Source organism: Pseudocolwellia antarctica (assembly GCF_049933045.1).
Taxonomy (GTDB): domain Bacteria; phylum Pseudomonadota; class Gammaproteobacteria; order Enterobacterales; family Alteromonadaceae; genus Pseudocolwellia.
Map to the genome: position 1 here is coordinate 2,093,443 of NZ_CP187926.1, position 25,368 is coordinate 2,118,810.

The 25,368-nt window shown below is 36.1% G+C and carries 14 protein-coding genes; all 14 read right to left on the reverse strand.

The genetic code is table 11. From position 1 onward, the window contains the following. Positions 1 to 191: 191 nt before the first annotated feature. Entirely contained in the window at positions 192 to 5,033 is a 4,842-nt protein-coding gene (locus ACPUVN_RS09085; RefSeq protein WP_426370493.1) for an NAD-glutamate dehydrogenase, read from the reverse strand. Positions 5,034 to 5,365: 332 nt separating this feature from the next. Then, complete coding sequence (locus ACPUVN_RS09090) at positions 5,366 to 7,705, reverse strand: efflux RND transporter permease subunit (protein ID WP_426356933.1); 2,340 nt, start codon at positions 7,703 to 7,705, stop codon at positions 5,366 to 5,368. 1 nt (position 7,706) lies between these two features. Next, on the reverse strand, positions 7,707 to 8,732 hold the full coding sequence (locus tag ACPUVN_RS09095) for a WD40/YVTN/BNR-like repeat-containing protein (protein ID WP_426356932.1): 1,026 nt from the start codon (positions 8,730 to 8,732) through the stop codon (positions 7,707 to 7,709). Between the two features lie 318 nt (positions 8,733 to 9,050). Further along, the gene (locus tag ACPUVN_RS09100; protein ID WP_426356931.1) at positions 9,051 to 10,424 is read right to left on the reverse strand and encodes a DUF1329 domain-containing protein; all 1,374 of its coding nucleotides are present in this window, start codon (positions 10,422 to 10,424) and stop codon (positions 9,051 to 9,053) included. Positions 10,425 to 10,435: 11 nt separating this feature from the next. After that, entirely contained in the window at positions 10,436 to 12,475 is a 2,040-nt protein-coding gene (locus ACPUVN_RS09105; protein WP_426370494.1) for a DUF1302 domain-containing protein, read from the reverse strand. A 318-nt stretch (positions 12,476 to 12,793) separates the two neighbouring features. Continuing rightward, positions 12,794 to 13,009 (reverse strand): DUF2835 domain-containing protein, encoded by a 216-nt coding sequence (locus ACPUVN_RS09110; RefSeq protein WP_426356929.1) that lies wholly within the window; start codon positions 13,007 to 13,009, stop codon positions 12,794 to 12,796. Positions 13,010 to 13,021: 12 nt separating this feature from the next. Beyond that, entirely contained in the window at positions 13,022 to 15,595 is a 2,574-nt protein-coding gene (pepN, locus tag ACPUVN_RS09115) for an aminopeptidase N (RefSeq protein WP_426370495.1), read from the reverse strand. 178 nt (positions 15,596 to 15,773) lie between these two features. Further along, positions 15,774 to 17,222: a Na+/H+ antiporter NhaC gene (gene nhaC / locus ACPUVN_RS09120; RefSeq protein ID WP_426356927.1), complete on the reverse strand. Its 1,449-nt coding sequence runs from the start codon at positions 17,220 to 17,222 to the stop codon at positions 15,774 to 15,776. A gap of 233 nt (positions 17,223 to 17,455) precedes the next feature. Then, the gene (prc, locus tag ACPUVN_RS09125) at positions 17,456 to 19,498 is read right to left on the reverse strand and encodes a carboxy terminal-processing peptidase (RefSeq protein ID WP_426356926.1); all 2,043 of its coding nucleotides are present in this window, start codon (positions 19,496 to 19,498) and stop codon (positions 17,456 to 17,458) included. A 14-nt stretch (positions 19,499 to 19,512) separates the two neighbouring features. Beyond that, complete coding sequence (gene proQ, locus ACPUVN_RS09130) at positions 19,513 to 20,154, reverse strand: RNA chaperone ProQ (protein WP_426356925.1); 642 nt, start codon at positions 20,152 to 20,154, stop codon at positions 19,513 to 19,515. 22 nt (positions 20,155 to 20,176) lie between these two features. Then, positions 20,177 to 20,458: a hypothetical protein gene (locus ACPUVN_RS09135; RefSeq protein WP_426356924.1), complete on the reverse strand. Its 282-nt coding sequence runs from the start codon at positions 20,456 to 20,458 to the stop codon at positions 20,177 to 20,179. Further along, a complete protein-coding gene (locus ACPUVN_RS09140; RefSeq protein WP_426356923.1) occupies positions 20,458 to 20,934 on the reverse strand; it encodes a GAF domain-containing protein in 477 nt (158 codons plus the stop codon). Before ACPUVN_RS09140 ends, ACPUVN_RS09135 begins: the two co-directional genes overlap by 1 nt. A 162-nt stretch (positions 20,935 to 21,096) precedes the next feature. Beyond that, positions 21,097 to 22,275 (reverse strand): 2-methylaconitate cis-trans isomerase PrpF, encoded by a 1,179-nt coding sequence (gene prpF, locus ACPUVN_RS09145; protein WP_426370496.1) that lies wholly within the window; start codon positions 22,273 to 22,275, stop codon positions 21,097 to 21,099. A gap of 309 nt (positions 22,276 to 22,584) precedes the next feature. After that, a complete protein-coding gene (gene acnD / locus ACPUVN_RS09150) occupies positions 22,585 to 25,200 on the reverse strand; it encodes a Fe/S-dependent 2-methylisocitrate dehydratase AcnD (protein WP_426370497.1) in 2,616 nt (871 codons plus the stop codon). Positions 25,201 to 25,368: the final 168 nt, after the last annotated feature.

The following is a 25,368-nucleotide window of genomic DNA, read 5'->3' on the forward strand; positions in this document are numbered from 1 at the left end:
TCAGGGTTTTAGCAAAAAAATTATTGGGTTAATTAGTTTGGTATTTATTAGTTTTCAGAAAGTAGCTGACTTTTTAATGTTACTGAAATAAAAAATCCCCACACAATGGTGGGGATTTTATCAGTTAAAGATTAACCAATAAAGGCACTTTAATTAATTTAACCCTGAAAGATCAACAGACCCTAAATATTCTACTTATCTGGATCACACTTTAAGCTAAGTAGCATTAATTCACGTAACGCGACTGAGAATTTAGCAAACTCATGAGTCTCACCAATTCTAAACTCAGATAAGATATGTTTCCAACGTCCAAGTGACTGTTTATTTTCTTTAAACCAATGATCTAATAACTCGTCTGTTTTCTTACTCTTACAATCTGCACGTAAAATTACGCTGGTAAGAGAACGTTGCTGCCAATCTAATTCTTCTCTGTAAGAAGATCTAGCAAGTGCTTGCCAATGATTAGCAACAGGCTGACGTGTTATTTGATCTAAAAACCAATGTAAGTCTAATCGAGCACCAAGCTCAAAATAGGCAGTCGCTACTATGCTAACATCTCGACTGTCTTCAGCAGTTAACTCGGCAATATCCATGGTTGAGAAAATAGAGCTAAGTTTAGCAACGTAGCTTGCAACATCTTCAGGTACATTCGAATTAATTAATTCAGCTTCAGCACTTTTTAACTGTTCACAATCGTCTTCAGTCATGTAGCTGTATAAGTTTGTTGTTAAATCAATAAAGGTTGAGCGATAGAATTTAATTGATTCTGCAACATCTAAAGCTTTATTACGATGACGTAAGAACCAACGTGTTGCTCGTCTTACTGTTCGACGTATTTGAAATAACATTTCTGTTTGAACAGCTGTTGGTATTTGATTATCTAAAGCTTCAATTCTCTTCCACATATCAGCCATACCAAACACATTACTTGCCACTGTATAACAGTTAGCTATCTCAGCCACTGTTTCGCCTGTTTCTTCAAACATACGATTAACAAAGTTAAAGCCCATGTCGTTGCCAATTGCATTAGCAAGTTGTGTCGCAATAATTTCGGCACGTAGCGGATGGCTCTGCATTTCAGTTAAGTATTTTTGTTGAAGCATTTGAGGGAAATATTCAACTAAAAACTTATCGTAATATGAATTACCCGTGATTTCAGGACAAACTAAATCGTCTTTCAATACCATTTTGTTGTAGGCAAGTAATACCGATAACTCAGGTCGAGTTAAGCCAACACCTTTAACTAAACGGTCTGCAATTTCGTCATCATTAGGAATAAACTCTAGTGCGCGATCAAGCTTACCTGTGCGTTCAAGTTCATGAATAAAACGTGACTGCTCTTTTAACTGACTACCACCACGCATTGCGGTAATAGACAATGAATGTGTTTGACGGTAACAATCTTCTAGCACTTTAACAGATACATCGTCGGTCATATCGTAAAGTAATTTGTTACGCTGCTTAACCGTTAAATCACCGTTTTGAACTAAAGTGTTAAGTAAAATTTTAATATTTACTTCTTTATCTGAACAATCTACACCGCCTGCATTATCAATAGCATCGGTATTAATACGTCCACCGTGAGCCGCATATTCAATACGGCCTAGTTGAGTAAAACCTAAGTTACCACCCTCGCCTACAATTTTGGCTTTTAGATCTTTACCATTAATTCGTAATGCATCGTTAGCTCTGTCACCTACCTCTAAATGCGTTTCAGAAGAGCCTTTAACGTAAGTTCCTATACCACCGTTCCATAACAAATCTACCGGCATACTTAATAGCGCTTGAATCAACTCGATTGGTGCCATGCTTTGCTTTTTAGTACCCAGCATTTTCATAATTTGCGGTGTAAGCTTTAAAGACTTAGCTGAACGGCTGTAGATTTCTCCACCTTCAGACATAAGCGACTTATTGTAATCTTCCCAGCTACAACCAGGTAAATTAAATAGTCTCTCACGCTCTACATAGGTAGTCGCAGCATCTGGATTTGGATCTACAAAAATGTGTAAATGGTTGAAAGCGGCTTGTAAACGAATATGCTTAGATAACAGCATGCCGTTACCAAATACATCACCCGCCATGTCACCAATAGCAACACAGGTAAAGTCGGTGGTTTGACAGTCGATATCCATTTCTCTGAAGTGACGTTTAACAGATTCCCACCCACCTTTAGCGGTAATACCCATACCTTTATGGTCGTAACCTACACTACCACCGGAAGCAAAAGCATCTCCCATCCAGAAGTTATATTCTTCTGAAATTCCGTTAGCGATATCAGAGAAAGTTGCGGTACCTTTATCTGCTGCAACCACTAAATATGGGTCGTCTTCATCAAGTCTTACAACACTTGGCGGCGGAACGATTTCGCCAGCAACTATGTTATCTGTAATGTCTAATAAACCGCGAATAAAGGTTTTGTAGCATTCTTTACCTGCTTCAAAGATTTCTTGTCTTGTACCTTGAGGAAGTTGTTTACAAACAAAACCACCTTTAGCGCCTACAGGAACAATTACGGTATTTTTTACTTGTTGAGCTTTAACTAAACCTAGCACTTCTGTTCTAAAGTCTTCACGTCTGTCAGACCAACGTAAGCCACCACGAGCGACTTTACCACCACGTAAATGCACACCTTCAACTTGAGGCGAATAAACAAATATTTCAAATGCTGGAACAGGTTTAGGAATATCACTAATTAATTTAGGTTGAATCTTAAAAGAAATATACGGTTTTTCTTCGTTATTCGTATCTGCTTGGAAATAGTTAGTACGAATAGTTGCAGCAATCATTTCAACAACACGACGAATAATTCTGTCGTCATCTAAGTTAGCAACATTATCTAAAGACGTTTCAATATCGCTTTCAACTTTAGTGATAGCTTTTTCAGACGTTTTCTTTTTAGGATCGAATTTTAAATTAAATAATTTAATAATTAATTTGGCAATGCTTGGGTAACGCGAGAAAGTATCTTCAATATAACTTTGACTAAACGTACCACCTATTTGGCGCTCGTATTTAGCAAAGGCTCTTAAAATAGAAACTTCACGACCACCAAGTTCAGCACCTAAAATAAGTCGGTTGAAACCATCGTCTTCAAGCTTTCCTGACCATACTTTAGCAAAAGCGTCTTGGAATAAGTTTTGTACTTTTTCTAAGTTGAATTTGCCTTTACCAGTAAGCAACATTGAGAAATCAAGTATCCAGTAAACTTCGCCGTTAGCTGTTTTAATTGCATACGGGCTTTCACCAATAACTTTTAGCCCAAAGTTTTCTAAAATAGGTAAAACATCAGATAAGTGAATTGGCTCGCCTGAGTGGAATAGTTTTAGTTTAACTAAGCGACTTTCAGCACTTTCTTCTTGTGGCTGATAGAACAACATTTCTAAGTCATTATCAGGTGTTAAGCGTTCAAATTTATCAATATCAACTAAAGCAGTGCCAGGTAAAACTTCATCTTTGTAAGACTGAGGAAAGTGCACGTACTTTCTAGCAAGGGTTTTTCCTAACGCTTCACCTTTATTAGAATTAAGTGCGCCAGCAAGTTTATCGTCCCAGCTACAAGCTGCTTCATTTAGGTTACGTTCAATTTCTTTCACATTAATATCCGCTTTAGTGGATTTAACTCTTACAATATAGTGAGTTCGAGCTTGCGCTGATTCAGAGAAATATGTTGTAAATTCAACATTTTCGTCACTTCCAAAGGCTTCTTTTAAAAGCGCTTGAGTTTGTATTCTTAACTTGGTGTTATAACGCTCTCTTGGCACATAAACCATACAAGAATAGAAACGATCAAAGGTGTCTCTGCGAACAAACAAACCTGAGTAATCACGTTCTTGCATTTGAAATACACCTAAAACATTATTTAATAATGTGGTGGTGTTCGATTGCAGTAACTCGTCTCTTGGATACGTTTCAAGAATGTTAATTAAGGTTTTATAAGCATGGGTATTTTGTGCAAACCCTGACGTTGATAAAACTGCTGCTACTTTCGATTTAATGAGTGGTAAATCTAATGCGCTGTTAGTGTAATAAGCAGAACCAAATAAGCCAATAAAGCGCTCTTCACCTAGCACATTGCCTTTATCGTCAAAACGTTTTACGCCGATATAATCTAATAGCGCAGGACGATGTACACGAGAACGAGAGTTTGACTTGGTTAAAACTAATATGTTTTTACCTAAAGCCACTTCTCTTGCTTCTTCACCTAATTCAGACATCAGTCTTTCTTTAGTGCCTGTAGACTGCTTCATTAAACCAAGGCTAGTATCGTTTTTAGCACTTAATACAACATCACCTTTAATAGAGTCCATATCGTAAGAACGATACCCCATAAAAGTGAAATTGTCGTTTTGAAGCCAGCTCAAAAATTCTAACGTTTCGGCATGCTCTTCTTTAGAACAAGCAAACGATGCTTTTTTAATACTTTTGATGGTTTCACTAAGCTTGTCTTTCATTGGTTTCCAGTCGGTAACCGTTAATGAAATATCGCTTACAACTGAATCTAATTCTTTAACAATATTTTTAAGTAAGCTTTGCTCTGTAATACGATCAACTTCGATAAAAAAAGCAGTTTCGATAATTGTTTCTTTAAACTTCGTATCTGAAGCGGCTGACAAGTCGATTATTTTATTCGATTTATCTCTGATGATTTTAATCGGGCTATTCAACATTAAATGAGGCGTTAGGCCTAAGCGACCTAAAGCGATCCTTAATGAATCAACTAAGAATGGCATATCACGCACAATAACTTCGATAACCGTATGGCTTGATTTCCACCCGTGCTTCGATACCTGCGGATTGAATACTTTAATGATAGGATGCTGATCTTTGTGCTCGTTAAGGGTATTCCATAAACTTAGCGTCGCGCCATACATATCGCTGTCATTACGATTATTTAAATCTAATGTCGATATATTGCCATAAAGTAATTGAGAAAATTTGTGTACCAACGGAGCTAAAGCTTTAGGAACTTTTTGATGTATTAATTCAGCTACATTATCAAGTATAACTGATGGTAAACCATTGACTAACGCCATGACTTTCTTTCCTTTTGAGTCAAACATTTTATTGAATGTAATTTTATTTTTTATAATTATTACGACGCTTTCTTAAACCATTATTAAAGTGATGCAGTTTAATTACGCTCTATATTTTTTATATCTATATTTATAATAGATGATATTTAGAATTTTATTAGTAATTTTAGGGAATTGCGAGATAATTTTATGAGGAGTGAAAGGTTTTATACTTGGTTACAAATAATACTGAATTTAATGAAAAGCTTTATTCACTTTCTATAAATAAAAAATGACCTTTCGGTCATTTTTTTAATTAATTATTCAAATATTCAATTTAAAAATAATTACATTTATTTTTTGTCTTTCCAGAGAAATGCAGCTATTGCAGGTAAAATAACAACCGCAGCTAACATATTAACTAAAAACATAAAGGTTAATACAATTCCCATATCAACTTGAAACTTCAAATCAGAGAATAACCAAGTAGAAACACCAATGGCTAAAGTAATACCTGTAATAATAACAGCACTACCTCTTTCCGTTAATGCAGCATGGTATGCCTCTTTAACGTTTCGTCCTTTCTTCAATTCTGCATTCATAGTGGATAATATATAAATACCATAATCGACACCTATACCTACACCTAATGCGATTACAGGTAAGGTAGATACAGTTAAACCAATATTTAAGCTGGTCATCAACCATTGAGCTAGTGTTGATACAATATAAAGTGGTACAACAACGGCTATAGTGGCTTTTATGCTTCTAAAGCTTAGTAAACATAATATGATCACTGCACTATATACATAAAGCATCATAGGTAACTGTGCTTCTTTAACTGCTTCATTAGTAGCAGCCATAACACCTACAGGGCCTGAAGCTAATTTAAAGGTTAGGTTCTCGTTATTCAATTCACTTGCCGCTAATTTAACAGCGTCTACCACACGCGTGATAGTTTCTGCTTTATGGTCGTCTAAGAATAAAATAACAGGCATTACACTACAGTTATTATTCAATAAACCACTTGAAGAAGGTACACGTGCAATTGATTGAACTAAGGTTTGTTGGTTTTTAGAAAGTACGCGCCATTTAGCATTACCTTCGTTATAACCTGCATTAACAACTTTTGCGACTGAAGCCAAACTAATAGCAGATTGTACACTTGGTATGTTTTCCATACGCCACTGAAAATTATCAATAACATCCATAATTTCATGACGGGTACAAGCATCAGGCACTGTTTCAACAATCACCGACATGTAATCAACACTGATGGCGTAACGACTAGTAATTAACGCTGTGTCTTGATTATAACGGGAGGTTTCATGTAATGCAGGTGCACCAGCATGTAACTCACCTATTTTCATATCTTGTGAATTGACATAACCTAATGCAAAGATAAATGCTGTAACAATAAGAATAATGGTTGCAGGACCTTTAGTCGCAAAGTTTGCGATGTAATCCCATACCGTTAATTTTTGATGATACTTAAAGTCTCTACCTCTAACTTTTTTGACTTCATCGCTTTCTGGTTTTACAGAAATAGTAATTAAAGACACTAGCAAAGGCAATAACACTAAGTTAGTTAATATGATCATAGCTACACCCAAAGAAGCAGCGATAGCAAGTTCTCTAATAATGCCTATATCAATTGAAAGTAGAGTTAAAAAGCCAACTGTGTCAGAGAGCAAAGCTACGCCACCAGGAATAAGCAAAGCGGCAAAACTGATCTTCGCGGCTTGTAAGCTTGTATTACCTTTAGAGACTAATTTTTTAACTGAATTGATCATTTGAACGCCGTGGCTTACACCAATGGCGAAAATAAGAAACGGGATAAGAATAGACATAGGGTCTAAACCAAAACCTAAAGTAGACAGCATTCCCATTTGCCAAATAACAGCAACAAAAGAACATAAAATAGGTAATACCGTTAATTTAATTGAATAACAAAAGAAATAAACCATGATGGCTGTTATCGCAATTGCCATAGCAAAAAAGGTTACAACGCTTTTTGCGCCGTCTGCAACGTCGCCCACCATTTTAGCAAAACCAATGATATGAATACTGGTATTAGCATTTTCGAATTTTTCACGAATTTGTGTTTCAAGCTGTTCAGCAATGTGAATAGTATCAAGCTTTTCGCCTGTATCAGGATTAACTTCCATTAATGATGCGTTAACCATGGCACAACTATAATCATCAGCAACAGTACGACCAACAATACCTGCTTTTTCAATATTACCTTTAACCGTATTCAAACCCGCTTTATCTGGAACAAAGCTTGCTGGTATTACTGGACCACCAGCAAAACCATCTTCAACTATTTCAACGAATCGAGTACTAGGTGAAAACAATGACTTTACTTGCGTTCGTTCAATGCCCGGGATAAAAAACAGCTGGTCATGCACACCTTTTAAAGCATTGAAAAAAGGTTCGTTGAAGATATTACCTTCAGTATCACAAACAGAAATTAAGATATTGTTTGCGCCACCAAAGTTTTCTTGATGTTTTAAATAGGTTTGCATGTAACTATGTTTAAGTGGAATATTCTTAGTAAACGATGCGTCTAATTTGATTTGAGTTGCTTGAAAAAGTAGAAATGCCGTTACAATCGCGAATACCATAAGTACTGCAGAACGCACTTTAAATAAGCTACTTACAAGACGGTTCACTGATGAGTTATTAGCCATATTAATAATTAAACCCTGAAGAATCCATAGAAATGTTTTTAATTCCAACGTCTGAAACCGCTACTATTTTGTTGTTAAACCATACACCTGCAATTAAAGACTTGCCATCAGGTTGCATTTTTAACGTATACGTATGACCATCATCTTTACTCTCAAGAACAACACCATTGTTACCTAAAATAAAAATTCTACCTTCATCTGATAATACGATTGAATTAAGTAAGGCTGTAGTGCCTGTTTCTCTTACCATCCAAGGTGTACCGTTTTTTAAGCTTCTAAAAACATGTCCGCGAAGCCCAACAACAAGCAAGTTACCTTCATTGGTTCTTGATAAGTCGAAGAATGAACCTCGGTATATTTCATCAAAAGATTCCCAAGTAAGACCAAAATCATTACTTTTAGCAATTAAGCCGACTTCACCAACTAAGTAAGTTGTTCTACCATCAGAAACAATACGGTTAAAATGAGGAAGTATGCTTTCTCTTTCATCAAAATAAGCTTCTTCATCATCAACTCTAAGCTCTTCTAAAAACTCTTTATCTTCTTCATGTAAAAATTCTTCATGAAATTCTGATAACCAGGTTTTACCACCATCAATAGTTCTAAGGAATTGTCCGTATGCACCAACAGCAACACCATGAAACGGGTCTTTAAAAACGATATCTAATAAAGGTTTTTCTAACGCAGGATTTGAATATTGGATATGCCAATTATTACCACCATTTGTAGTTTTTAAAATAGTAGCGTCATGTCCGACAGCCCAACCAACAAGATTATTAATAAAAAAAACACTTGTTAATGTTGCCTGAGTCGGCGCGATAACTTGTTGCCAGTTATTACCATCAGTTGAAAGTAATATATGACCTCTTTCACCTACAGCGACCAATTTTTTTTGCTGAATATTGACGATATCAAGCAACAATGACTTTTCAGCTAAAGGTGCAAGAACGGAAGCAGAGGTTTCATTAGCCACACTTGTATTAGTGATACAAATACAGCTGAATAAAATGATTAAAATACGTAACATAAAAAATTAAAACTCCAATTTATTTAATTTTATATTAGGGTCTGTTGTTTTTAATTTAAGTTTTGACTACAACTAAATTTAAAATAACAAAGTGAAGAAAATTGTTTTGGTGTTCTTGGCTTGAGCCTTTATGTAAGAACCTCATTTATACTTGAGTACAATAGTACTTTAACTATATTAAACAGTCATCAACGCTATTCATTTAAATCTGATTTAGCACGTATTTAAGTAAATAAAACTATAAATTAAAAGCTCAAACGCCTTTGTTTCAAACAAAAACGGCTGGCAAAAGCCAGCCGTCTCATCATGTAATTAAGATTAACGACGTCCTTCTCTTCTTAATGCTGATGGAGTAAAGTCAGAATCACTCTGTTCAGTCATAAAGTCATACATGTTTGCTTCATTATCTAACCCCATCGCGATATAACGACGTGACTGTAAATCATGAAAGACTTCAAGCGTAGACCATTGCGTTGGAACTTCATAGTAATTTAAGCCATGCGCTACACCTACACGGTATAATTCATCACGATTATCATAAATATCAGTTACAGCAACTTGCCAGCTATCTTCATCAATAAAAAACACACGTTTCTTATAAATGTGTCGAGTAGACGATTTAAGCTTCGCTTCAACAACCCATACACGATGTTTTTCATATCGTACATATTGTGGATTAATATGACCTGGTTGTAAAATTTGTTCGTACTTTAACTCATTGCTATGTAAGCGATAATCATTATATGGGATATATAATTCTTGTTTGCCTTTTAATTCCCATGTATATCGTTCAGGAGCACCGTTGTACATATCAAAGTCATCTGTTGTTCTTAAGCCATCTGACGCTGTACCTGGCGTATCATAAGCAACGTTTGGTGCTCTACGAACTCGGCGTTGACCTGTGTTGTAAGTCCAAGCTTGACGAGGTGTTTTTATTTGATCCATTGTTTCATGCACAAGTAACGCGGTACCAGCTAAACGTGCTGGTTCAGTAACTTTTTGCTTAAACTTGAATAAAATATTTGTTTCTTGCAAGTCTTCAGGCTTAGCACCTTGTACGTTATATGGAAGTATTAAACTTTCTTCAAAACCTAAGTAAGTATAATCACCACTCGCTGTTGGTGACACTTGACCACCTTCACGCTTAACCTGCTCACCACGATACCTAAGAATATGATTCCAGATTGCTTCTAATCCCGTTTTAGGCATTGGAAATGGAATACCTACTGAAGCTTGTGTAATACCATTACCTTCTTCAACAAGTTCTGCGCGCGTCGAGTTTTCTTTTACTGCATCATATACATGTGCAGGAAACGATGCTGAACGTCGCGTTTGGTAAACATTCATTGTGTAAGTATCAGGATAAGTTTCAAATAACTTAACTTGACCTGGTGTTAGATTGCTTTTGTACTCATTTAAATTTTTTGACGTTATGGTAAATAAGCTTTTATCAGAAGCAAAAGGATCTACGTGATGTTCTCCTACAACATAACCTTCAGGCGCTTTAGTTATACCACCTGTCCATTCTGGGATAGAACCATCGGCATTGGCTTTTTGTTCTGCTCCCATAGGAGTTAATTCATTACCTAACTTTTTAGCTTCTTCTGCTGTAATTTTTGCTAACGCGCTACCACTAGTTAACACTAGAGACACGGCTAACGATATCATAGTTGTTTTTGTGAATTTTCTCATCAAAACAGCTCCTAAATTGAATACGAAATACTGAAAGAAATATAATCTCGATCAGATAATTGGTTAGTAGTGCCTACACCGTCAAAGAAACTGTTGTAGCTAACATCAGCTGTCCAACGACTTTGGTAGTCGAATCCAACACCTAAGGCTACAGACTTTCTATCTTCTATAAACAAGAATAATGGATCTGGTGTAATACCTTCTACATCATGAGAAAATACAATTTTTGGCGAAATATTAATTCCAGCAAATACGTTACTGTAATCAAGTTTTGCAACTGCACGATAACCCCAAGCGAAATCATCAGGGAAAGGATTAGCTTCTACACCATCTTGTAAGGCAAGCTCTAAACCTGGACTAACCGCAATACCTCCATTTCTAGCTGTACCTGGTCCATTCAAACGTAACACATCTTGAGATGGCATATCTCTGATATCAATACCACCGATTTCAAACAAAGTAGTGAATTGATTGGCACCAAATGATGGTCCCCATAAATGCGTTAATGTCATTTGGGCTTGTAAAGTATCTGATAATATAAAACCATCTACTCTTTCACCTAAACCTACATTCGGTATTTGCGAAACACCATCTAAATCAGGTCGAATTCCTGCATTAGCTAACTGTTGTGGCATAGCTAAATAAAGTAACTCAACATCATCTATTTGCAATGGTTCATCTTGACGATAAGTGACTTCACCCGCTACTGAAGTTTCACCTACAGTAGTATTAAAACTAAACGCGTATAATTGAATGTCTTCAGCGTAATCAATTTCAACACGTGAGAAAGAAGCTAAATCAGTATAATTTTCATAGGTTATTTCGCCCGATGCTATTTTTGCTACATCAGTACCTACTTGTGAAAAGTCAGCCGTTACACCTGAAAATACAGGACGTCTGCTGTGGTAGTTCATGTAGTACAAACTGACTTCAGTTTCATTAAGTGCAGGTAAATACCAAGATAAACGTATACCATATTGGCCACCATCTTCTGGATCATTTTCTGCATCTTCTTGTCTAAGGGTTAGCTTAGTAGGGAAACCACCTAAGTAGGCAGCTGCACCTTGCTCTACGGTAATAGCACCAGAACGAATAGTGTCACCTAGAATATTTAAGTTAGTAATTAATGAATCTAAATCCATATCAGGATTACTAGCGAAATTTAGCTGAACATTATTAAAGTGCCCACCATCGCCTGCAAAATCATTCGTTGAAAAATAACTTCCTGGCGCTGGTAATACTGTTTTTTCCCAGCTGTATTGATAGAACATTTCTACGTCAAAGTTGTCTGTAATACCAATTGAAGCCCAAACAGCGCCAAAAGGAATAAAGGCTTCTTTAAGTTCAGCACCTGGCGCTTTTAAGCGTGCAATATCTACTGGATTTAATTCACTAATACCATGTGAAATTAAGGTACTTTCACCCCAACTGATAACCTGTTGACCAATACGAACAGATAAAGGCATTTCACCTAAATCAAAATCACCATATACAAAAGCATCTAATAAGCGAATATCACGACAAACTTGTTCACGAGCTTCGTCATCACGACAAGGATTGTTTACTGTATTTGAAGAAGGATTAGTCCAAGCTCGGTCACTGTCCATCATCTCAAAATCGTAAAAATATGTACCACGAGCAAATAGCCCGATGTTTTCATATCTAATTTCAAGATCATGGGTACCTTTGATAATTTTTGAGAAACTTTCGCCAGAATCGAAATTCAAATCTCCATTATCACTGTTGGTTGAATAGTTACCAGCACCATTCCAAACTGTAGCCGCATCAGGACTAACGTTTAAGCTTGGATGATATCCAGAGAAATCAAAACCATTATTTACATTGTTTGACTTACCTACGCTCGCATTCCAATCACGATTTTCTACTCTCCAGCTGCCTCCAGCTGAGAATGTAGAGTCAAAACTTATATCAAAATCACCCAATTGAAAATTCTTGGCGTGTATCGGTGGTGCAGATAATGATAATAAAGCAATACTTATACTTGCAGCTACAGGTTTCAATTGAACCCAGCCGCGAGAGCTATTTTTCATTTATGTTCTCCCCAGATCTAAAAATAGAGTGCTTACTTATTATAATAATACGTTTATTGTTATGTTCCCTTAAACGGGATAAAACAATAATTGCATCATTTCTGAAAACTATCAAGCGTTAAGAAACCTAATTATTCCTCTTGTTTTTAGTGACTTATAAAGAAGATCAGACCACTTAAAAACTAACGTTTAAAACACTTGTTTAAAACATCATTCATATTAACTATTAGCGCCTTACTTTCAGTAGCTTGTATCTACTCTGAGAAGGCGAACCTTGAACAGAGATGGTCAGACCACCGTTTAAAGCAGAAACTCTAATCAACGAATTTTTTCTAATAATAAAAATTTATTATTTTCTGTCTGCATACAAAAAAGTCCTTTAATACCTGTTGATAATAAGTACTTCCTTATATGCATTGCTGGAAACTGTATACGCTGCCCTTCCGTACTCATTACCACGATAGTTGTAACTTTACCTTGGTAATAAGGTAGGAAATCATCGTACGATATATTAATGTTGAAATAATATTTCATTATAGTAGGTTTTTATTTAAGTGCCGCATCCAGTTTTTCTTTTAAGTCTTTAGATAAGTTAGGTAACTGACTTAATTTATCTAATTCTGCTCTCATCAATTTTTGTCTGGTTTGGTCAAACCCTTTAAATTGGATCAAAGGCGTAATTAAGCGTGAAGCAATTTGCGGATTGATTTCATTTAATTTAATGATTTGATCAGACAAGAATTGATAACCTTTACCACTCAAGCAATGGAAATACTTTGGATTTTTAGCCGCAAAAGCAGCAATTAACGAACGCGCTCTGTTAGGATTATTTAGGCTAAATAACGGGTGTGCTGACAACCTTTCTAAACGTTCAAAAATATCATCACTTTTTATAGATGCCGCTAAGACAAACCATTTATCCATTACTAAAACGGTATCGCTCCATTGAGTTTCGAATGTTTTCATCTGAGTATCAAATTCTGCCATATTATTATCGGCACTACATGAAAGCGCAGCAAGTGTGTCGGTCATGTTGTCAGAAGCAGTAAATTGAGCATCAACAAGGTCAGTTTCACTTGGAATTAAGGCTAAGTAAGATAAACATACGTTTTTCAATGAACGATTAGCAACACTTGCACCATCAATGGCGAACACACCTTTATTCAATTGTGTATAAAGCGATTTAAATGTATCGGCTAAACCTTGTGCTAATTGCTTTTTAATCGTGTCTATTGCGTCAACTAATGCTGCGGCATCAACATTTTCAATAGAGTCTGCAACTTCATCAAATGTAGGTAACGTTAATTGCTCAGCTTTTAATGCTGGATCGATAGAGCTTGTTAATATGTGATTAAAAGAGGCTATTACATTTTCAGATAACACTTCTGATGGGTTATTTATTAATTTTTTAATCGTATTCTTTAAAAGTTGTTGCCCTGCATCCCAACGACAAAATTCGTCTTGAGCGTTAACCATAATTTTTTCTAAATCATGATCAGCTTGTTCAAAATCAACTTTTACTGGCGCACTAAAGTTACCTAAAAAGGCAAGTACGGGTTTTTCATCAAAACCATTAAAACTAAAACTTTGCTCTAATTGCGTTAATTCGACTAAATGGCTTTGAGAGCTTATTACATTATTTGGTTGAGCTGAAATTAACTCAACATTCACAGGCACATGTAAAGCGTGAGTTGCATGCTCTACTCTGCTATTTTTTTGCTTAAGATGAACAGTATAAGTTTTATCTTCTTGGTTATACTCTTCAGTTACAGTTAAAACAGGCGTGCCTGTTTGTATATACCATAATTTAAATTGCTCTAAAGAAATACCTGATGCGTCAGCCATAGCGTTAACAAAGTCATCACAAGTTACTGCCATGCCATCAAAACGCTTAAAGTAAAGATCCATACCTTTTCTGAAATTGTCTTTCCCCAATAAGGTATGCAACATTCTTATCACTTCAGCACCCTTTTCATATACAGTCAAAGTATAGAAATTATTCATCTCCATTACTTTTTCAGGACGAATTGGATGTGCCATTGGACCTGCATCTTCAGCAAACTGTAATGATCTTAATACTCTTACATTTTGAATACGGGTAACACTTGCTGAGTTAAGGTCAGCACTAAATTGCTGATCTCTAAAAACAGTTAAACCTTCTTTAAGACTTAGCTGAAACCAATCTCGACAAGTAACGCGGTTACCTGTCCAGTTGTGGAAATATTCGTGTGCAATAACCGCTTCAATATTAAAATAATCAACATCGGTTGCTGTAGTTTCGTCAGCTAATACAAACTTACTATTAAATACGTTTAGACCTTTGTTTTCCATTGCGCCCATATTAAAAAAGTCGACGGCTACTATCATGTAAATGTCTAAATCGTATTCTAAGCCAAAGGTTTCTTCGTCCCATTTCATTGAATGTTTCAAAGATGCCATAGCATGATGGGCTTTAGATAAGTTTCCTTTATCAACAAAAATCTCTAATACAACTTCTCTACCTGAACAGGTAGTAAAAGTATCACTTAACAAATCAAAACTTCCTGCTACAAGTGCAAACAAGTAACAAGGTTTTGGAAATGGGTCTTGCCATTTTGCAAAGTGAGATCCGTTAGGTAAGTCACCTGAGTCAACTTTATTACCATTAGATAGTAAGAATGGATAACTAGCTTTGTCGGCAATCACTTTAGTTGAGAAAATAGACATAACATCTGGGCGATCAAGGTAGTAAGTAATACGTCTAAAACCTTCAGCTTCACATTGCGTACAAAAAGCACCACCTGATTTAAATAAGCCTTCTAACGATGTATTTTTAACAGGGTTAACTTGGGTTTCAATGACCAATTCAAAATCTGTTTCTGCTACATTTATTTCTAATTGCGTTGCTGTTTGAACATAAGATTCTGTTGGTAATGCTTGTCCATTAACAGTTATTGAAACGAGCTCTAGTTCTTCACCTTGTAATATTAAAGGTTCAACTTCGTCACTTGTGCGAGTAATTGACATCACGTTAGTTACAAGCGTTTGTGTATCGTCCAACTGAAATGTTAAATCGATAGTAGAAATATTAAATGCAGATTTTTTATAATCAGATAAATAACGGGCAGTAAATTCAGTCATGGAGGTTCCTACAATTCGATGAAAATAAAGTATATATAATATATTGCTGCTTTTGTTGGAGTTTTATTCGCTACCAAAGTAAAAATAAAACAGCTCAAATATTTTATAAAAGTTTAACAGATTTAAAAAAAAAAAGCCTGTAGAAACAGGCTTTAATGATAAAAATTAGCGAGATAATTTATTCAGCAACTAACTTTTTAATTTTAAATCCTGTGTAACCATAAGCAATAGCTAATACAGGATTAATGAAGTTAAAGAAGCAGTAAAAAATGTATTCATAATTGGTTAACGCTAAAACACCAAACATAAATGCACCACAAGTATTCCAAGGAATAAGTGGTGAAGATAAGGTACCTGAATCTTCCAGCGTTCTACTCAATACAAGTGGGTCTAAATTACGTCTTTTATATTCTTCTTTATACATGCGACCAGGCATTACGATAGAAATATATTGGTCTGCTGTAACTAAGTTAGTACCGATACATGTTGCAACTGTACTTGTGATCAAACCACCAACAGATTTCACAGAACCTAAAATGGCTTGAACAAACTTTTTCAACATACCGAAGTGCTCTAAAACAGCTCCGAACATTAAGGCACACATAATTAACCAAACAATGTTTAACATGCTCTTCATGCCACCACCGCTTAACAAGCTATCTAAGTCAGAATCACCAGAGCTGATAGTAACACCATCAAATAAAGCGCCCCAAACCACGGTAATATTTGCTGTTAATGTATCAATACCGTTATCAGCTAAAGATTTAATTAAGTCTGGTTGAAAAAATACAGCCCAAACAGCACCAAACAAGGCACCAATAGCAACAGCTGGAAATGCTGGCACTTTTTTAATCGCCATGGCTAATAATAAAAATACAGGAATAAGATTTAACGGAGTAATATTGAAATTAGCATCTAACTGCTTGTTAATATTTTCGACGGCTTCAAGTGTTACTGTAGTTTCAGCTGATAAACCTAAAAAGGTGAAGATAACCAAACTAATTGAGATTGATGGGATAGTCGTCCACATCATGTAACGTATATGAGCAAACAATTCCGAGCCTGCAACGACAGGCGCTAAGTTGGTTGTTTCTGAAAGAGGTGAAATTTTATCTCCACAGTATGCGCCCGAAATAATTGCACCTGCGGTAATTGCTGGATCTAACTGTAAACCAGTCGATATTCCCATTAAAGCAACACCGATTGTAGCTGCTGTGGTCCACGAGCTACCAATACTTAAGGCAACAATACAACAGATAATACAAGTAGCAGCATAAAACCAACTTGGGTCGAGTATTTTTAAACCATAGTAAATCATACTAGGTACAGTACCCGACAACATCCATGAACCGATAAGAGAACCAACAGCTAAAAGAATAAAAATAGCCCCCATTGATATAGAGATACCGTTGATCATGGCTTTTTCTATGTCAGCCCAGTTATAATTATTTTTAAGGCCAATAACAATAGCGATACCTGTCGCTATCAATAATGCGATTTGGTTAGGTCCACCTGTTGAATTATCACCAAAATAGAATACTGCGCCAGATAGCATGAATATAAGCGCTATTAGAGGTATTAACGCATCAAGCATACTAGGGGTTTTATGTTCTGACTGTTCAGTCATAGAAATTGTGCCTTATTATTATTCATATTACTTTTTATGCTGATAACATGCCCTCTATTAAAAAATAGTGCAAGTTTTTTGTTAATAAAATATCGCCTACAGCTCTTTAAAAACAACCATTTGCAAAATAACTATTCACTTATACTGATTAAATACTTAATGGTTATTCACTATTTACAAGGCATAAAAAAACCGCTGATTAAGCGGTTTTTTTTTATAAATAATTAAATTATTTATTTTTTTGCCATTCGACCAGAAGAAGCTAAATCAAATGTAATTTTAGCCGCTTCATCTAAAAACGGGTCTAATTCATCTAATTCATCAGGTAAATCGTCTTCAAGTGTTTCTATTTTCTCTTTACCTAATTTAACTAATCTTTCATTTACTCTGATTAATTGCTTTGCTTTACGCTCTTCACGTTTTGCTTTACGAATAGCTAAGTTTAAAGAAACAGTTTTGTCGTCTTTCTCAGCTTTGTAAATTTCAATATCATCAAGTAAATAATTGAATTCAGTGTTTTCTTTAATACGTTCGTCATGCAACAACTGTAAGTTAGCAAAATCACTGGTTAGTTCTTTTAATTTTTTGTATTCAGCTTTAGGGACTTTGTCCCAAGGTAGTGCGTTCTCTTCTTTACTTTCGCCCCAGTCTTCTGGGTCTATTGCAGATGGAAAAGAGATATCAGGTAAAACACCACGATGTTGAGTACTGCCACCGTTAATGCGGTAAAACTTAGCAATAGTAAATTGAATACTACCTAAAGGCTTTTCGTATAAATCGTAAACACGACCTAAACCTCTGTGCTGTTGAACCGTACCTTTACCAAAAGTATGCTCGCCTATAATAACACCACGACCATAATCTTGAATAGCTGCAGAAAAGATCTCTGAAGCAGAAGCACTGTAACGATCAACCATTACGGTTAACGGACCATTATAAAAACTAACACCATCTCTATCGCTATTAACTTCTATACGATTAGCACCATTACGTACTTGAGAAACAGGTCCTTTGTCGATAAATAATCCCGTTAGTAAAGTGGATTCAGTTAAAGAACCACCACCATTACCACGTAAATCAACAATAACGCCTTCTACGTTTTCATCTTCAAGTTTTTTTAATTCAACTTTAACATCACGAGAAAGGTTGTTATAAAAACTTGGAATAGTGATAACACCAAGTTTTTTACTTGTCTTATCATCTTGAATTTCATAATAAACTTCAGATTTAGCTGCTCTATCTTCTAGCTTAATAGTATCGCGTATAATAGAAACTATTTTTGCATTAGCATCATCATCAGATTCGCCACTCAGCACTTGTAAACGAACTTGTGTGCCTTTAGGACCTTTGATCAATTCAACTACGTCATCTAAACGCCAGCCAATTACATCGACAAAGTCTTCTTCAGCTTGAGCAACACCTACAATTCTGTCTTTAGGCTTAAGTTCTTTAGATTTATCTGCAGGACCACCAGATACAACACTTTGAATAACGGTGTAATCTTCTTCTGCACGCAAAACAGCACCAATACCTTCTAATGAAAGATTCATTTCCATTTGGAAACGTTCAGCATTTCTTGGAGATAAATAAGAGGTATGAGGCTCTACAACTCGTGCAAAACTGTTCATTACAATTTGAAATACATCTTCACTTTCACTTTGCTTTAAACGTTTGATGGCGTAGCGATATCTTTTACCTAAAACTTCAGTAACTTTTTCCCATTTTTTGCTCGCTAGGGTTAAGTTAAGTGCATCATATTTAACTTTTAAACGCCATAATTCGTCTAGTTCAGCCTTATCTTTAGGCCAAGCAGCATCTTCACGGTCAAAGTTATATGATTCATCTAAAGTGAAATCAAAAGGTTTTTCTGTTTCTAGAAGAGTTAAAGCATGTTCATAACGTTCTAAACGTCTTTGCAGGTTTAGGTTATAAATTTCATAAGCTTTATCTAATTTACCGCGAGAAATCACGGTATCGAAATCGAGTCTATATTTAGCAAAGCCATCAACATCGGCTTGAGTAAATATATTACGAGCATAATCTAATTGTTTGATATATCTGTCATAGATTTGCATCGACAGATCATCATCCATTTTAACTTGCTTGTAATGTGCACGCGTAAATTGCGCCGTTATCCGTTTACTGGATGTTGCATGTTGCTCTTCTGGGGCTAAAATAGGTAAAGAAAGTTCTTCTACTTTTTTCTCATTTGCATTAACAAGTAAACTTGATAAAGAAATAGACACAGCAAGTGCGACACGACAAAACTTTTGCATGCATTAAACTCCGATTATTCAGTAAATATGTTTTTAACTTGAGTTTTAACAACCATCCCAGAATCAAGTTGAACAGTAATATCTTTACCTGATACTTCGGTAATAGTAGCGTTCATTGGAGAGTTACTTAATTGTACTTTAACTTTCTTACCTACAATTATAGACTCTGCTGAAACTGGTTGAAGTTTAACTTCAGTCTTAACACTTGATCGTTTGGTTGACTTAACAGCCTTAAATTTAGCTTTTTGATCTGGTTTAGCATTTTGATCTTTAGCTGGCTTACGATCTTTATACTGCTTTTTCGTGTTGTTTTCTTTAGGTTTATTGTTACCAAATTTTTCTTGGCTTTCTTTTAACGTTTTGCTTGCATAATCAGCTTGTACCTGATCAATCTCTGCAGCATCGTTACCGTCGATATCCACACGAATGCTACCAACTTTAACCGATTTCAAGTATCTCCAACTACTTGTGTAATGTCTAAGCGCTTGTCTTAAACGTGTTTTACTAACGGTTTCATCATCGGTTAGCTTTTCGGCTAAATCTTGAAATATACCTATTTTTAATGGTTTAGCTGGTCCTTCAATAGAAAAACAAGCTGGAAATTTCTCAGCTAAATAAGCAATAATTTCTTTAGTACTAGTACGTTTAGTTTCCATAAATCAACTTTTCACAAATAATCTAATTTTCTAGATACTGTTCACGGTTTTCCAACAAATGTCGGCACCAGTCATAAATATCTTCACTTTCTAATTCAGGCAAAGCATCTTGCCCGATCCAAGTATCCCACACCAAATCTAATAAGCCTTCTAAAATCTCTGGTGCAATATCTTCTTCTGCTAAGTCGTATATTAAATGATAAATTTCATTAATACGCTCAGCGACGAGTTCCTCATCACCATCCCAGTCTCCAACTACTGCTTCAGAGACCAAATAATCATGAATAACAACAATTTCTTTCATTAGTTTAACACGCCATGCTTGATGATGATATTTTCAAATACATTTATTATATTTTCTAATCCTGTTTGATCATTTTCATCAAAACGATCATAAGAAGGACTATCTATATCTAAAACAGCGATCACTTTACCATTAACAAACAATGGAATAACAATTTCTGAGTTACTGTTTGAATCACATGCTATATGCCCAGAAAAATCATGAACATTAGCGATTCGCATCGTTTTGTTTTGCTTTGCTGCTGCGCCACAAACACCTTTGTCAAAAGGAATACGTATACAAGCAACTTTACCTTGAAAAGGTCCTAATACAAGATCTTCTGAAAGAACGCGATAAAAACCAACCCAATTCACATCGTGTAAACTTTCAAATAATAAAGCACTAATATTAGCCATGTTGGCAATAATATCAGACTCATCACTAATAATAGCTTCAATTTGCTTTAGTGTAAGACTATATTCTTCAAGTTTGTTCATAATAAACATCGAATGCGTAAAAAACGCATAACATACAGGTATAGTGCTTCAATTTAAAGGAATATCGATGTAAATAGACGATTTTTATCTATATTTGTTAAGGCATAAAAAAAGCCGACATAAATGCCGACTTAGTGTTTATAGAGATTTATTTATAAAAAACTAAAAACAATCACCAGGTACTCGCACATTACCTTCCATTAATATGCGTGCACTACGGCTCATTATTGCTTTGTTTACCGTCCATTTCCCATCTACTAAACTGGCGTCAGCACCTACTTTTAATGTACCTGACGGGTGACCAAAAGTCACCGATGCGCAATGACCACCGCCAGCAGCTAAATTAACTAAAGTACCAGGAATAGCTGAAGCTGCACCTATAGCAACAGCGGCAGTACCCATCATTGCATGATGTAGTTTGCCCATAGAAAGAGCTCTAACATTTAAATCGATATCACTTGATTCAATTTTCTTGCCACTTGATGCTTGATAACTTTTAGCTGGAGAAACAAACGCAACTTTAGGCGTGTGTTGTCTAGCTTCAGCTTCTGAAAGCTCTTTAATAAGCCCCATTTTTAATGCGCCATAAGCTCTGATTTTTTCAAACTTAGCTAAAACTTCATCGTCATTATTAATATCATCTTGAAGTTCTGTACCTATAAAACCAATATCTTCAGCATTTAAAAATATAGTAGGAATGCCAGCAGTTATTATAGTCACTTTAAAGGTTCCAATATCAGGCACTTCAAGTTCATCAATAACATTACCTGTAGGAAACATGGCTTCAGATGGATCAACAGGTTCAATAAATTCAACAGGAACTTCTGCTGCGGGGAAAGTCACACCATCTAATTCAAAGTCACCAGTTTCTTGCACTTCACCATTTACGATAGGCACTTGAGCTATGATCGTTTTCTTTATATTAGCTTGCCAAATACGCACGGTACAAACACCGTTTTTAGGGATTCTTTCTTGCTCAACTAAGCCTGAATAAATAGCGAATGAACCAACTGCTGCCGTTAAGTTTCCGCAGTTACCACTCCAATCAAGAAAGGCTTTATCAATAGCTACTTGTCCAAATAGGTAGTCTACGTCGTGATTTTCAACATCACTTTTCGCTAAAATTACGGTTTTACTCGTACTAGATGTTGCTCCACCCATACCATCGGTTTGTTTACCGTAAGGATCAGGACTACCGATAACGCGTAAAAGCATATTGTCACGTGCTTCACCTGCTACCTGACAAGATTCAGGTAAATCGGTTAAATTGAAAAATACACCTTTTGATGTACCACCACGCATATACACTGCGGGAATTTTCACTTGTGGAACATTCGACATGTTTATCTCCATACTATTAGTTCCGCTTGCTAAAATGTGTTTTTAAGGGTTTGAATAACGTTACCTAAAAGTCTGTGTTTCTTTTATTCGCCTTATTAATACACATTTTTTATTCGCGGTTTTCTAAGAGTTAATTAATCGTTTCTAATCTAAAAAAGCAGCATTAGATTACTCTTTTGCTGCTTTGTATTATCTCATCATACAAAGTCGATTTTCATAAAAAGAGTTTTAGTGTTTTAACAAGGCTGAAGCGCGGAGTTGACGAACGTCAATGAGCACTTTCAACGTAGATAAAATACTAAAAATCAATTATGAATTCGACTTCAAGAAGTCAGTAGCAAACTTTTGTAAAACTCCACCACCGTTGTATACGGAAACTTCTTCTGCGGTATCTAAACGACACTTCACAGGTATTTCAATAACCTCTCCGCTGTTTTCACCTTTTTGACGTGTCATTACAACAGTCATCAATGCACTTGGAGAAGTAGTTCCCACTACGTCGTATGTTTCGCTACCGTCAATATTGTAAGTTTGTCGTGTTTCACCATTAATAAACTCCAACGGTAACACGCCCATACCAACTAAATTAGTACGATGAATACGTTCAAACCCTTGTGCGACAATAACTTCAACACCCGCTAAGCGAACACCTTTTGCAGCCCAGTCGCGTGATGAACCTTGACCGTAATCGGCGCCAGCAATAATAATTAATGGCTGTTTGCGCTTCATGTAGGTTTCAATAGCTTCCCACATACGTGACTCAGTACCTTCAGGCTCAATACGTGCTAATGAGCCTTGTTTAACTGCGCCATTTTCGTCACGACACATTTCATTAAACAGTTTAGGATTAGCGAACGTTGCGCGTTGTGTTGTTTCATGATCACCACGATGTGTTGCGTACGAGTTAAAATCTTCTACAGGTAAGCCCATCTTTTCTAGATAGGCACCCGACGCACTATTAAGTTGGATAGCATTAGACGGTGATAAATGATCTGTCGTGATATTGTCACCCAGCACAGCCAAAGGACGCATACCTTTCATGGTACGCTTACCCGCTAAAGCACCTTCCCAATAAGGGGGTCGACGAATATAAGTACTCGTTAGGTCCCAATCATATAATGGACTTTCAGCAGGTTCGAATGCACCTAAATCAAACATAGGTGTGTATATTTTTATAAATTGCTCAGGTTTAACAAAGGTATTTACTATGTCATCAATTTCTTTATCTGATGGCCAGATATCTTTTAGGGTTATTTGATTACCTTGATTATCGGTACCTAAAATGTCTCGCTCAATATCAAAACGTATTGTTCCCGCAATTGCATAAGCCACAACTAATGGTGGTGATGCTAAGAAAGCTTGTTTCGCGTGAGGATGAATACGTCCGTCAAAGTTGCGGTTACCTGATAATACAGCTGTTGAATATAAGTCACGTTCAATCACTTCTTTTTGTATTTCAGGATCAAGTGCGCCCGACATACCATTACAGGTTGTACAAGCATATCCGACAATACCAAAACCTAGTTTTTCCATCTCAGGCAATAAACCCGACTCTTCTAGGTAAAGTTTAGCGACCTTAGAACCTGGAGCAAATGACGACTTAACCCAAGGTTTACGAATTAAGCCTAATTTGTTTGCTTTTTTAGCTACAAGTCCTGCAGCTACAACATTTCGTGGATTAGATGTATTTGTACAACTGGTAATAGCTGCAATAATTACAGCCCCATCTGGCATTTGACCTTTGCTTTCTTGTTCATTACATGCAGAAAGTTCTTTAGCTATTCCACTAGAAGTAAGAGCAGATGTAGCTAAACGACGATGCGGATTTGAAGGTCCAGCCATGTTGCGACAAACACTGGATAAATCAAACTCAAGTACACGTTCATATTCAGCATCAACTAAATCGTCTGCCCATAAACCTGTATGTTTAGCGTAGGTTTCAACTAACGCAACTTGCTCTGGCTCACGCCCCGTTAAATTTAAATAATCGATGGTTTGCTGATCGATATAAAACATACCAGCAGAAGCACCATATTCAGGTGTCATATTTGAAATGGTTGCTCTGTCACCTATGGTTAAGTCTTTTGTACCTTCACCATAAAATTCTAAATAAGCAGAAACCACTTTAGCATTACGTAAAAATTCAGTAATCGCTAATACGATATCGGTAGCTGTAATGCCCTCTTGTCTTTTGCCTGTTAGTTTTACACCAACAATATTAGGTAAGCGCATCATAGATGGACGACCCAACATAACAGTTTCAGCTTCAAGACCACCTACACCAATTGCGATAACACCTAAAGCATCTACATGAGGTGTATGGCTGTCAGTACCAACACAAGTATCAGGAAAAGCCACCCCATCACGTGACTGAATAACTGGAGACATCTTTTCTAAATTGATTTGATGCATAATGCCATTACCAGCAGGAATAACATCAACATTTTTAAAGGCGGTTTTGCTCCACTCAATAAATTTAAAACGGTCTTTATTGCGACGATCTTCAATCGCGCGGTTTTTATCGAAAGCTTCTGAATCCGCACCACCATGTTCCACTGCTAATGAGTGATCAACAATTAATTGTGTAGGTACAACAGGATTCACTTTTGCAGGATCACCACCTTGTTCGGCAATAGCATCACGTAAGCCAGCTAAATCAACTAAGGCGGTTTGCCCTAAAATATCATGACATACCACACGAGCAGGATACCAAGGAAAATCGAGTTCTTGCTTACGGTAGATAAGCTGCTTTAACGAATCAGTCAGCATTGCAGGAGCACATTTACGTACAAGCTGCTCGGCTAATACGCGAGAGGTATAAGGTAATTTTGCATAGCTACCTGGAGTAATAGCTTCAACCGCTGCACGCGTATCAAAGAAATCTATATTTGCTCCAGGCAATGGTTTTCGGTAATCGTAATTCATAATTTATTCCACTTTTATAAGGGAGAAGAAGTGAAACCAATTATTCACTTAATGCGATCCCTTATTAATATATTCGAGTTATTGACACAGGAGTTTTTTATTAATTCAAGGCAGAATGTTGGGCGCATAGTTTTCCTATGCGAGAACATTCTAACGAAGAAATAATTA

Bases quoted from the DNA above. Each gene is read 5' to 3' on its own strand.
- ACPUVN_RS09085 (WP_426370493.1), bottom strand. From the start codon at position 5,033: ATGGCGTTAGTCAATGGTTTACCATCAGTTATACTTGATAATGTAGCT.
- ACPUVN_RS09090 (WP_426356933.1), bottom strand. From the start codon at position 7,705: ATGGCTAATAACTCATCAGTGAACCGTCTTGTAAGTAGCTTATTTAAA.
- ACPUVN_RS09095 (WP_426356932.1), bottom strand. From the start codon at position 8,732: ATGTTACGTATTTTAATCATTTTATTCAGCTGTATTTGTATCACTAAT.
- ACPUVN_RS09100 (WP_426356931.1), bottom strand. From the start codon at position 10,424: ATGAGAAAATTCACAAAAACAACTATGATATCGTTAGCCGTGTCTCTA.
- ACPUVN_RS09105 (WP_426370494.1), bottom strand. From the start codon at position 12,475: ATGAAAAATAGCTCTCGCGGCTGGGTTCAATTGAAACCTGTAGCTGCA.
- ACPUVN_RS09110 (WP_426356929.1), bottom strand. From the start codon at position 13,009: ATGAAATATTATTTCAACATTAATATATCGTACGATGATTTCCTACCT.
- pepN (WP_426370495.1), bottom strand. From the start codon at position 15,595: ATGACTGAATTTACTGCCCGTTATTTATCTGATTATAAAAAATCTGCA.
- nhaC (WP_426356927.1), bottom strand. From the start codon at position 17,222: ATGACTGAACAGTCAGAACATAAAACCCCTAGTATGCTTGATGCGTTA.
- prc (WP_426356926.1), bottom strand. From the start codon at position 19,498: ATGCAAAAGTTTTGTCGTGTCGCACTTGCTGTGTCTATTTCTTTATCA.
- proQ (WP_426356925.1), bottom strand. From the start codon at position 20,154: ATGGAAACTAAACGTACTAGTACTAAAGAAATTATTGCTTATTTAGCT.
- ACPUVN_RS09135 (WP_426356924.1), bottom strand. From the start codon at position 20,458: ATGAAAGAAATTGTTGTTATTCATGATTATTTGGTCTCTGAAGCAGTA.
- ACPUVN_RS09140 (WP_426356923.1), bottom strand. From the start codon at position 20,934: ATGAACAAACTTGAAGAATATAGTCTTACACTAAAGCAAATTGAAGCT.
- prpF (WP_426370496.1), bottom strand. From the start codon at position 22,275: ATGTCGAATGTTCCACAAGTGAAAATTCCCGCAGTGTATATGCGTGGT.
- acnD (WP_426370497.1), bottom strand. From the start codon at position 25,200: ATGAATTACGATTACCGAAAACCATTGCCTGGAGCAAATATAGATTTC.